This window comes from Gracilimonas mengyeensis, from assembly GCF_900182705.1.
Taxonomy (GTDB): domain Bacteria; phylum Bacteroidota; class Rhodothermia; order Balneolales; family Balneolaceae; genus Gracilimonas; species Gracilimonas mengyeensis.
Genome location: NZ_FXTP01000007.1, coordinates 232,611 through 243,236 on the forward strand (window position 1 = coordinate 232,611; position 10,626 = coordinate 243,236).

Consider the following 10,626-nt stretch of genomic DNA (forward strand, 5'->3'; position numbering starts at 1 on the left):
CGTCGCTTAAACGCCGGGTCGTTAGCCTTTTTCTCCTATGTAGCTATTTTAAAAAACTAAATCGTCTGATGTACACACTTAGATTTACAAGCTGATTAAGTTGATTTACATCTACTTAAAGAGTTTGCGGAAGTAATTAATTTCAATACTAACAATTACCACTATGGGAATGAGTCATTGTATAGTCAGTATTTTTCCTACCTCAAAAGAGTTGAATGAATTCGGTTCAATCTCATTCGCCATTTTTAAGGATTCAGATTCCTTTGTTAGGGAATATGGTTTAGTGGATTCTAGTTCAGAAAGAGCATTGAAAGTCGGTCATGTCTTGCCTTTACGTGTTACTTTAAAAGGAGATCATAAATTTCAAAAAGAATATTACCTATCAAACAACCCTGATTTAATCAAGGCTATTAAATCCCAAGATCACTCTCATATAATAAAAATTTAAGGATGCCAACAAGGTATTTTAAAGCGGAGGGCGTGCAGTGGAAACTTGTTTGTAAGGAATTAATTTTACTGCTTCAAAGAAATCATAATCCTCGTACCATTTAAATGCAGGACCGTTAGGGTTACCTCTACAACAAATTATATGAATAAAAAAAATCAAAAAGTAGAGCTTGAGAGCCTAAAGACAATAATTTGGCTTTTTGTAGCTGTAGTCTTAATTCAGTTGATCTTTGGATCTATTATTTTTTTAAGTTTTGACAGTTGGAGAATTAGGGGCGTTTTTGGCGAAATGTTTGGCGCTGTAAATACCTTATTTGCTGGTTTAGCTTTTGCGGGCGTTATTTATGCAATCCTACTACAAAGAAAAGAGTTAGCTTTGCAAAGAGCAGAATTACAATTGACGAGAGAGGAACTAAGAAAGTCAGCGGAGGCTCAACAAAAATCCAGTGAACTACTCGAACATCAAGTAGAGCTAATGGAACAGGCACAAACGAATGAATTTGAAGTAAGATCTAAGCAAGCAGAACCTATTTTAAGTTATAATGGTGGTTCTCGTTCAGGAAAAGAAATTGAAGCAAAAGTCATCAATAAAGGTGAGAATATAAAGTTCCCAAAGATTAAACCTTCACTTGGTGGTTATAACATTGATCTGAATAGATCGGATGTTTTCTTAAGCAATCAAACGGCTAAAATTACGATTAAGAGTAGCAGTGATAACGTTGATATTTTTCCATTTGAACTTCACTATGAAGATAAATATGGAAGTAAGCGGATAAAAAAATATGAATTCAGATTTAAGGAAGGATTATTTGAAATAAATGAATCTAATGAATTCTAATTGATCTTAACTTGGAGTCACTTTGCCCCTCGTTCCCAACGCCCCGTTGTGCTCGTTAAAAAGGTCTACCTTTGTACTCGTTCCGCCGCTCTGCTGCGGAATGCCAGCGTGAGGCTCCGCCTCAAAAATGACCAATTAACAAATCTCTTAGATCTTGCTAACTGACGAGCATTACCCTCTAATACCACCATCTTCTTTGAGTCCCTATTTGTGCTCGTTACGAAGGCCCACCTTCGTAATGCATTCCGAGAAGCTCCGGCTTCCCATGGTTGAATACCACCGAAATGTAGTACTGATGTACAGGTATTAAATAACGTGACCTACAGGGCCGAGGGGTAGAATTCATCAGATTTGCGATAGATCGATTTGCGGTATGCGAGTTGCGAATGTCAGTGGCTAACAGTTACCCTCCTTCCCAACCTCCCAATTGAAAGCCGGAGACTTCCTGGGCTTACTTTATAGACAAAATCATCCCTCGGGACAGTCCCCGCGTCACTTAAACGCTGGGTCGTTATGCCAATTTTAAAGCGGTTATTGCCAATCTCTCTTAAAAATGATACTTTAGTATCACTATGAAAACAGAATTGGTCACCACACTGAAGCGTCAAGCAACTAAACTTCTCAAAGAGTTACGCGAGGAAAAGGAACCTGTGCTAATTACTGAGCATGGAAAGCCTTCAGCATACCTTGTGGATGTAGATCACTTTGAGCACATTCAAAGAAAATTATCTCTTCTTGAAGGATTGGCTCGCGGGGAAAAAGCAATTCTTGAGGGCCGTATTATTCCCCATGCCGAGGCCAAGGAACGCATGGCAAGATGGCTCGAATAATCTGGACTGAACCTGCTCTCAATGAGTTAGACGAAATAGCAGACTACATTTCTTTAGATAATCCAACAGCTGCAAAAAAGTTAGTTCGATCTGCATTCAAAGAAATTGAACGCCTGGCTCCTCATCCTAAAAGTGGCAAGCTTGTTGATGAGATTGATAACTCTGTTTATAGGGAAGTAGTTTTATCACCTTGCCGGATATTTTACAGGCAGGAACATGAGATTGTTTATATAGTCCATGTTATCCGTGAAGAACAATATCTGCATCTTGATATACTTAAATTGCGGTAGTAAAATTGGTAAAACAAGGCGTTTTAAATCGGTCTCAGGCGGGGTGCGATGGAAACTTGATTGGCAGGAATTAATTTCGCTACTTCAAAAGAAACTCATAATCCCTGCGCCGTTATAAAGTATTTCCTATCTAAACATTAGAAATAGTAAGAAATGAATTTAAGCAAACACAGACTTGCACTAAAGAACATAGAACAGTCGGTATCTCTCATTGACAATGTTTTCTTGAATTCCCCACAATATGTAAGCAAATCTCTTGGCAAACTTTTCGATACAAACTTAACTATCAAGTTAGAAACGGCAAATCCAATACGCTGTTTTAAAGGAAGAGGCGCTGAAGTGTTAGTCTCAAAATCTACAGATTATAAGCATTTAGTATGTGCAAGTGCCGGAAACTTTGGTCAAGCCATGGCCTATTCCTGTCAAAAAAGGGGCATCAATGTAACGGTTCATGCAAGTACTTCAATAAATCCTTTCAAATTGGAAATGATGAAATTGTTAGGTGCGAAGGTAGAATTATCTGGAAATGATTTTGATACAGCAAAATTGGCAGCAAAAGAACATGCCAAAGCTATCAACGGCAAGTTTGTAGAAGATACGATGGCTGTTGAAACATTGGAGGGGGCTGGTACCATTGGATTGGAGTTATTAAATCTACCTTATAAAATAGACGTTCTTTTAATTGCCTTAGGTGATGGTGCAATGTTTACGGGTATTTCAAGAGTCATGAAGGCTTACTCCCCCGATACAAAATTAATCGCAATACAATCGGCAGGAGCTCCTGCACTTATTGAATCAATAAGAAAAAATAAATATATCAGTTATGACACTACCAATACTATAGCAGACGGAATTGCTGTCAGGCTGCCAATGGAACAAGCCCTTGAGGACTTGAAACACCTCGTTGATGATACCGTCCTTGTGAAGGACGAGTCGATTAAAAAAGGAATGAAATTGATTCATGAACACTTGGGAATAGTAGCAGAACCTTCAGCAGCAATAGGAATTGCTGCTCTGACTGAGGCGAAGGTTGAATGTAAGGGTAAAAATGTGGTAACAATTATTTGTGGGGGGAATACAACAGAAGAAATGTTTGAAGAATACACTAAATCTGTTGCTTAGCTTTAACTTTGTTTGCTGTATAACCACGGTTTCAACACGGACTTGGCCGTTGCTTTCTCTTTCAAAATTTCACTCTAAATGTAACTTCTCCGTTTGCCGATTAGACCATGCCGTTTAAACGCCTTGCCTTGAGCCATCACACATGGTCTGGAATGAGTTTCCTAAATTGTCGGACAGTACGGCGGGCACTTTCTACTACGCCATCCATATAACCTGGAAATTCTGTTGCCGTTTCTGATCCTGCAATAAGCAAACGTTGATCAAGAAAAGCTTTTTGAAATATCTCGTGGCCGTTGTGTTGATGTGGAATAATAGGCTGTTCGTAATTGCTGTAGGAAAAAGGCTCTTTTTGCCAAACCAATTCCCGGTAGGATTGTAAGCTGTCAATCTTTCCTCCATAAAATCGACGGAGCTGTTCAATTACTAACTGCTTTCGCTCTTCACGGGATACAGCGTGATAGGCATTATTCATAAATCCTTTTAGGGCATATTGGTTTTCAGTTGAGTGATCATACATTTCACTAACAGGTCCCACATTGCTGAAGATCGTGCCACTTGAATCAGGACTTCGCCAAAAAGGTTCTTCAAAGGTAAGAGCTACTTTGATGGATTCTGCCATCCAGGTGTGTGTTTTGGAAGCTATATTTGTAAGCTTCTCAGGCAGAGAAGGTGAAAAATCAATGCTATCTACAAGAAGCTTAGGTGGCAGTGTACTGATGGCAACATCAGCCTTAAAGAGATTGCTTTCCGTTTCAATTTCCAGCTTGGCATCGGTTTTCCGTATGGTTTGTACTGTTTGGCGTAAATGGATTTTTTCTTGATCAATAAAACTTTCTAATCTTTGGATTAGGTTGTCTGTTCCCCCTGCAATACGGTAACTCGGTTCTTCATTTGGCGGTAAATCCACAAGTTGTGGAGGAGAAACGGACATTGGCTCGTAGTAGCCTTTATCTCCCATATACTGTTGGTAAATATCGATACCTAAATCATCTAATAAATCCAGTAAATGGTGATGTTTTTTACCCAACCAAGTAGCTCCCATCTCTAAGGGAGGTTCATCATTTGATCTCAATGTGTGTATGCGTCCCCCCAGCCGGCTTCTGGCTTCCAGTATTTTTGGTGTGAATCCTTGCTTTTGGAGTAAGTGAGCAATAAGCAAACCAGAAAAGCCACCACCGATGATGACAATATTAGGAGTTTGCATAGAAGTACTACATGGTTGGTTAACATTGAAAAGAGTCAAAAAAGTAAATAATTGGGTTTGTTATCACAAGCTTTCAAAAAATGAAATAGTTGAAGTCATCCCTCTCAAAAGTATCAACAGCTGAAAAAGAAATTTATGTTTTCAACGAAGAAGAATGGCTGGTTTAGCAGAATCATAGAGTTTACCTGACATCTTAAAAATGCTCATGAGAAGGGCACATAGTTTCCCTTCCGTAAATCGGATGTTTTGCTTACTCTTGGTAAAGCAGTTTGTTATTCCTTTCTAATGGTATGATCGGTTGGATAATCTTTGCTGACGCTACCAGCTTCCAAAAATCTTTGCGGGCTTTTTATCTAACGGTCATTAGCCTCTGTCCAACCGGGGCTCTCGACTTTTTTATACAAAAGAAATTTATATCAAAGAAATAAACCAGTACAAGACGGACCTTCCCTTTTTTTTAAGTCCAGTCTGACCGATTTAATACGGATCTTTAATACTGATCATTATTTCTCTCAATTTAATTATATCTTCATTGATGCATACTATCATCAACAGTATTAATACCATATAGACATCATCAGGAGAAACTATCATCCAGAAAAGTAATCCAATTTTAGTTACAGGCTCTCACAGATCAGGAACAACATGGATCGGCAGAAACCTGGCCTCTGCCCCGCAAACCGCTTATATCCATGAACCCTTTAATATCGGATTCAGAATTTCCGTTACCGGAGGTCAGATGAATAACTGGTTTCAATATATCTGTGAAGAGAACTCAGAGCAGTTTAAAACAAAAGTTGACAACGTTGTTGAGTATAGATATCCACTTTTGGCTAATTTGAGTAATTCACGTACTGTAAGGGATCTGGGGAAAATACTGCGAGACCTGGGAATTACACTGCTAAATAAAATAAAGGGGAACACTCCCATTATAAAAGACCCTATTGCTTTTTTCTCAGCGGAGTGGTTAAGTAAAACATACGAAGCTGACGTATTGGTAGCTATCAGGCATCCCGCTGCATTTTGCTCAAGCCTAAAAATTAAAAACTGGAAATTCGATTTCAATAATTTTTTGAGCCAGCCCCTTTTAATGGAAAGCTACCTAGGGGACTATGAAGAAGATATTCGCAAGTTCGCACAAGAAGAACAAGATATTATCGATCAGGCAATACTGCTGTGGAACTGTATTTATCACACTGCAGACGTTTATCAGCAGAAACACCCGGACTGGATATTTGTACGACATGAAGAACTATCCATGGATCCAATAAAACATTTTAAATCTATCTACCGCAATTTAGATCTGGAATTTACTACACAAGTAAAATCAGATATTGTTGAGAGGTCTGGCTCCCATAATCCCAAGGAACAGCATTCAGAGGATGAATTTAAAAGGGATAGTAAGGCCAACATTAAGAACTGGAAAAATCGTCTTACCAAAAAGGAAATAGATCGCATCAGAGTTAAAACCAATAAGGTCTCGAATATTTTCTACGATAACGATGATTGGTAGTGATTATAGAGCGTTCGGTTATAGATAAATGCATTTAGACTTCAGTATCTACACTAAATAAAATCACCCCTTCCTGAAGCAAAAGTGATAATAAAACTCTTTTGTACCCAGCAATTCATGTGATTTACTTCCCGGCATTCTGGAAAATTCCTTCACTTGCTTAATGAATACTTTCAAAATGGCCGCCCTATGGAATGGCATGCTATCTATAATAGCATAAAAGTTCTGTGCCTTTTTCTCCGATTTTAAATAAGACAACACCTGCGGTGTAACATCCCTTTCTTTGTAAAGCTGAAATCCAGCCTCCTTTGCAAACTCTCGTTTCTTTGCAAGTTCGTTGGCAGGATTGATATTTGCTACCAAAAACATGCCGTTCTTTTTTAACAACCGGTAAGCCAGTTCAAAGTTTTCCTTTTTTGGAAACCGACCTCCGGTTTCTACGGTATAGATAACATCAAGGCTATTTTCAGGAACGATATTTTCCGAAAAGCCATCATATTTGTAAGTGACATTTGAGTTATCCAGATTCTTTTGGGCAAAAAGGATAGCATTTTCTGCCCGGTCAATAGATACAAGAGAACTGGGTTTAAATTTATTGTTTATCAGTTGAGCTCCATATCCTAAACCACATCCCACTTCTAAGAAGTCTAATCCCTCTCGTAACTCCAGTCTGCAAAGATCAAAAAGCTCCAGGTAATTGATTTCTTCCTCGCAACATCCGTTATACCCCTGAGAATCTTTTGTGGGAAACATGCCATAATTCATGTATTGGAAATGCCCCTGGGCTAACTTATACAGGAAGTCCTCTGGATTTTTGAATCCAAGGACGTCAAATATTTTTGAGGCCAACTCCGTCGGTTTATGAATGACCTCACGTGCTGATTTTAAATCCACTACTAGCTTAATCTTTTAAATACTATTGAAACTTGTATTACCCTAAAAGAATATTCTTCGCTTTTGCTTAAGTCCCATACTAAGAAATTTCAAACTTATATCAACTTTCAATGTGTAGAAAATTCACAGGCTTATTTTACTATCTGATATTGAGCTACCTTCAAAAAAAGTCGCTCTTAAATATTAATCAGCACTCACTTGCGGAGCTTCTGATTTGAAATGATTGAAGAAGTCGGGAATGACCTCTAATGGGTAGCCCGAGTTGGTATTGATGAGAATACAAATGCCCAAATCATCTTCGGGAGCAAAAGCAATCTCGCTGCGGTAGCCGTTAACATAGCCTCCGTGATACACGACCCTCTGTCCGTGATTATCCAGCACTCTCCATCCCATTCCATAATAAGACCGGTTCACTCCCTCCCAATACCTACTGAACCGACGGTTATTGAGGGTAGCAATCGGCTCAAACATTTGTCCCAGTGTTCCCTCAGAAAGTACCTCCGGGCGATAGCCTGTTAACATCAATAACCATTTTCCCATATCGGAGGCCGAAGCATTAATCCCCCCGGATGAGACCGCATTGTAATATTTATTTGAGATGGAAATGGGCACGCGTCCCCGGGAACGAGAATAATATACATGGGGCAAAGCTTTATTTGAGGAGCTGGCAATGCTGTCGTAACTGGCAGAGGAATAACTCATATCCAGCGGACTAAATAACCTGTTGTGCAACAGTGTGTTAAAATCGGTTTTGGTATGCTCCTCCAGTACTTTTTCGATGGCAGAATAAGCTGCATTTTGATAGGAAAGCTGCTCGCCTTCTTTGGCAATCAGGGGTACCTGCTCCAGACGGGGAATTATACGGTCGAGGGATAATCCATCTTCCACCAAATTGGTATAGGCATGGCGGGGAAGGCCGCTAGTATGAGATAGCAAATGCTTGATCTGAACACGCCCGGTCTGCTCGGGATCATGCAGCTTAAACGGCTCCACATATCGTGATACGGGATCATCCCAGCGCAAAGCGCCTTCCTCCACAAATACGCCCGTCAAAACCGATGCAAAGCCTTTGGATACACTTCCCAACCGAAATACCGTGTGTTCATCTACTTTGTCCGGTTTTCCCTTTTCTCTTACGCCAAATCCTTTTTGATAGACCACCCGCCCCTCTTTCACGATCGCAACGGCTGCGCCGGGTATCCTGTTGCTTTTCAATCCTTCTTCAAAATTCTGTTCAAATTCCTCCAGGTACATGGACAGAGAATCCGCCATTACCCATTCCTTTTTTTCTTGAACCTGGGGCTGAGGTTGAGGCTCTGATTTGATATCGGTGCAGGCTTTAAAAATTCCTGAAATAAAAAGCAGTAATAGAAATGCAGAAAATATCCGGTTCACAGAATAATGGATTGTATGGAAAATGCCGTTCCTGTTTTTTGTGCGATGATGTCTCAAGGATACTAAAATAAGCCTTTGATGTGTAATGATGCAGCAGGAAAATTCAAAAGGTATCAGCTCATTGCACCGCGCTAACAGGGCAGAAACATTCTCCTTAGCTTTAGTAAATCTCTGGCACGTGCGTTTGCTCGTCCTTAGGCGGACGCACATAGTGGTTGTTTTCCTGCTTGTGCGGCAGCTCAACTGGCGGCGGAGTGAGGTCTTCGTACTCAATCAGGCTTAGCAAATGACTGATACAATTGAGCCTGGCTTTCCGTTTATTATCCCCGTTTACCACATACCATGGGGCTTGCTTGATGTCGGTGTACCGGAACATGTCATCTTTGGCCTTGGAGTACTCCACCCACCGTTTGCGGGATTCAAGGTCCATGGGACTGAGTTTCCATCGTTTCGTCCGGTCCTCAATCCGCGACCGAAACCGTTCTTCCTGTATCTCTTCGGAAACGGAGAACCAGTATTTAATCAAGATGATGCCCGAGCGAACCAGCATACGTTCAAATTCAGGGGCACTTCTGAAAAATTCCTCTACCTGCTCTTCCGTACAATATCCCATCACCCTTTCCACACCGGCACGGTTGTACCAGCTACGATCAAAAAGCACAATTTCACCGGCAGCCGGGAGGTGCTTCACATATCGTTGAAAATACCACTGGCTTTGTTCTCTTTCGGTAGGCTTGTCAAGTGCCACTACCCTACAAATACGAGGATTGGTTCGGTGGGTAATACGCGTGATTGTTCCACCCTTTCCGGCCGCATCACGACCTTCAAACAGAACAACCACTTTTAGCCCTTTTTCCTTAACCCATCGCTGTAGCTTAGCCAGTTCAATCTGAAGTTTCTTCAGTTCCTGCTCATAGTATTTCTTTTTCATCTGTAACTGATCGTTTGAACTTGTATTCTATTTCCGGCTCAGGTTTGGCTTGATTTAGGGAGCTTCAGCCTCCCAATATATTTATGTTATCCCCTGCACTTTATTAAACGCCTAATTTAACTTAACCTGAGTTTTATATGCAATTGAAAACTATTAATTAATCATACATGTACTTTCTAACTGAAATTGGATCTCCACTTTCTAAACTTTGAAATAAAGCCCAATTTCTACATTTTATTCGCCAATAATCCATCTTTGCATCTTGTACCACAAAATAATGAAACTACTGGATGTCAGCCTATGAGAGGTTACATACAATAAACTTCACCTGCCTAATATCATGCAAGAGCTTTCCGTAAAGAACTTTTTGTCCCTTACCCTGCTGTCCGGTTTACTGGTTATTAGTGCCTGCAGTGATCCCAAATCCAGCGCCGAACCGGGCAATGATTCCATCAATAAAATCATGCCCCTTGGAGCCTCACGGGTAGAGGGGGCACGCCCTTATTTTGAAAGTTACCGCTATGAATTGTGGAAAGACTTGATCAATAACGACTGGACGTTCGACTTCATTGGCACTAGAGATGACCCGGCCAGCTACCCAGAGGTGAATGGCCTTGAATTTGATACGGACCATGAAGGTCGTTCCGGTTGGACCTCCGGGCAAATCCTGGATAGAGTGGAGGATTGGCTGGAAGTAACCGGGTCGCCGGATATTGTTCTTTTTAGCTCCCCGGGAGGTAACGATGCCCTGGACGGGCTATACACTTATTCTGAAATCTTGTCCAACATCAACGCTATCATTGATATCATACAGGAAGACAACCCCGAAGTCGTTATCCTGATTGAACAGATGGCTCCCGGTCGTTCAGATTTTATGACCGATGAGTACTCTGCCCTCTTTTCCCAGATACAAGAAGATGTAGCAACCATCGCTGCCGAGCAGACCAATTCCAGTTCACAGGTTATTGCCGTAGACATGTACACCGGATTCGCAGATTCCATGTTGGCTGATGAAATTCATTACAATGAAGACGGAGCCGATTTCATCGCAAACCGGTATTACGAAGGGGTCTTATGAAGTATAGCATGTTATGATTGTTTGTAACATATTGCTATACAATGGTTAACAAGTATTATAAGCGTTCAAAAATTTCAGAAGCCA

Annotated in this window: 11 protein-coding genes; 7 read left to right on the plus strand and 4 right to left on the minus strand. The window is 40.6% G+C overall.

Features of this window, described 5'->3' with window-relative positions:
• Nucleotides 1–163: 163 nt before the first annotated feature.
• The 5 genes from FN815_RS09785 to FN815_RS09805 all read left to right on the plus strand — a co-directional run bounded on the left by FN815_RS09785 (nt 164) and on the right by FN815_RS09805 (nt 3,527).
• The gene (locus FN815_RS09785; protein ID WP_142454444.1) at nt 164–448 is read left to right on the plus strand and encodes a hypothetical protein; all 285 of its coding nucleotides are present in this window, start codon (nt 164–166) and stop codon (nt 446–448) included.
• A 141-nt stretch (nt 449–589) separates the two neighbouring features.
• The gene (locus FN815_RS09790) at nt 590–1,285 is read left to right on the plus strand and encodes a hypothetical protein (protein WP_142454445.1); all 696 of its coding nucleotides are present in this window, start codon (nt 590–592) and stop codon (nt 1,283–1,285) included.
• A gap of 572 nt (nt 1,286–1,857) precedes the next feature.
• Complete coding sequence (locus FN815_RS09795) at nt 1,858–2,115, plus strand: type II toxin-antitoxin system Phd/YefM family antitoxin (protein ID WP_142454446.1); 258 nt, start codon at nt 1,858–1,860, stop codon at nt 2,113–2,115.
• A complete protein-coding gene (locus FN815_RS09800) occupies nt 2,103–2,405 on the plus strand; it encodes a type II toxin-antitoxin system RelE/ParE family toxin (RefSeq protein ID WP_142454447.1) in 303 nt (100 codons plus the stop codon). Before FN815_RS09795 ends, FN815_RS09800 begins: the two co-directional genes overlap by 13 nt.
• A gap of 153 nt (nt 2,406–2,558) precedes the next feature.
• Nucleotides 2,559–3,527 (plus strand): threonine ammonia-lyase, encoded by a 969-nt coding sequence (locus FN815_RS09805; RefSeq protein WP_142454448.1) that lies wholly within the window; start codon nt 2,559–2,561, stop codon nt 3,525–3,527.
• A gap of 136 nt (nt 3,528–3,663) precedes the next feature.
• Here FN815_RS09805 and FN815_RS09810 read toward each other — a convergent pair whose 3' ends face one another.
• On the minus strand, nt 3,664–4,731 hold the full coding sequence (locus tag FN815_RS09810) for a flavin monoamine oxidase family protein (RefSeq protein WP_142454449.1): 1,068 nt from the start codon (nt 4,729–4,731) through the stop codon (nt 3,664–3,666).
• A gap of 610 nt (nt 4,732–5,341) precedes the next feature.
• On the opposite strand from FN815_RS09810, the gene FN815_RS09815 reads away from it, so the two are divergent.
• Nucleotides 5,342–6,244, plus strand: coding sequence for a sulfotransferase (locus tag FN815_RS09815; protein WP_281286785.1), 903 nt, complete (start codon nt 5,342–5,344; stop codon nt 6,242–6,244).
• Between the two features lie 63 nt (nt 6,245–6,307).
• Here the strand turns inward: FN815_RS09815 and FN815_RS09820 are convergent, their stop codons facing one another.
• The 3 genes from FN815_RS09820 to ppk2 all read right to left on the minus strand — a co-directional run bounded on the left by FN815_RS09820 (nt 6,308) and on the right by ppk2 (nt 9,464).
• Nucleotides 6,308–7,138 (minus strand): class I SAM-dependent methyltransferase, encoded by an 831-nt coding sequence (locus FN815_RS09820; RefSeq protein ID WP_142454451.1) that lies wholly within the window; start codon nt 7,136–7,138, stop codon nt 6,308–6,310.
• A gap of 183 nt (nt 7,139–7,321) precedes the next feature.
• The gene (locus tag FN815_RS09825; RefSeq protein ID WP_185957247.1) at nt 7,322–8,410 is read right to left on the minus strand and encodes a serine hydrolase domain-containing protein; all 1,089 of its coding nucleotides are present in this window, start codon (nt 8,408–8,410) and stop codon (nt 7,322–7,324) included.
• A gap of 283 nt (nt 8,411–8,693) precedes the next feature.
• Nucleotides 8,694–9,464, minus strand: coding sequence for a polyphosphate kinase 2 (gene ppk2 / locus FN815_RS09830; protein WP_142454453.1), 771 nt, complete (start codon nt 9,462–9,464; stop codon nt 8,694–8,696).
• A gap of 340 nt (nt 9,465–9,804) precedes the next feature.
• Between ppk2 and FN815_RS09835 the strand changes: the two genes are divergently transcribed.
• Complete coding sequence (locus FN815_RS09835) at nt 9,805–10,542, plus strand: SGNH/GDSL hydrolase family protein (protein WP_142454454.1); 738 nt, start codon at nt 9,805–9,807, stop codon at nt 10,540–10,542.
• The last annotated feature ends 84 nt before the right edge of the window (nt 10,543–10,626 follow it).

Bases quoted from the DNA above. Each gene is read 5' to 3' on its own strand.
- FN815_RS09810 (WP_142454449.1), bottom strand. From the start codon at position 4,731: ATGCAAACTCCTAATATTGTCATCATCGGTGGTGGCTTTTCTGGTTTG.
- FN815_RS09805 (WP_142454448.1), top strand. From the start codon at position 2,559: ATGAATTTAAGCAAACACAGACTTGCACTAAAGAACATAGAACAGTCG.
- FN815_RS09785 (WP_142454444.1), top strand. From the start codon at position 164: ATGGGAATGAGTCATTGTATAGTCAGTATTTTTCCTACCTCAAAAGAG.
- FN815_RS09795 (WP_142454446.1), top strand. From the start codon at position 1,858: ATGAAAACAGAATTGGTCACCACACTGAAGCGTCAAGCAACTAAACTT.
- FN815_RS09825 (WP_185957247.1), bottom strand. From the start codon at position 8,410: ATGGCGGATTCTCTGTCCATGTACCTGGAGGAATTTGAACAGAATTTT.
- FN815_RS09835 (WP_142454454.1), top strand. From the start codon at position 9,805: ATGCAAGAGCTTTCCGTAAAGAACTTTTTGTCCCTTACCCTGCTGTCC.
- FN815_RS09790 (WP_142454445.1), top strand. From the start codon at position 590: ATGAATAAAAAAAATCAAAAAGTAGAGCTTGAGAGCCTAAAGACAATA.
- FN815_RS09800 (WP_142454447.1), top strand. From the start codon at position 2,103: ATGGCTCGAATAATCTGGACTGAACCTGCTCTCAATGAGTTAGACGAA.
- ppk2 (WP_142454453.1), bottom strand. From the start codon at position 9,464: ATGAAAAAGAAATACTATGAGCAGGAACTGAAGAAACTTCAGATTGAA.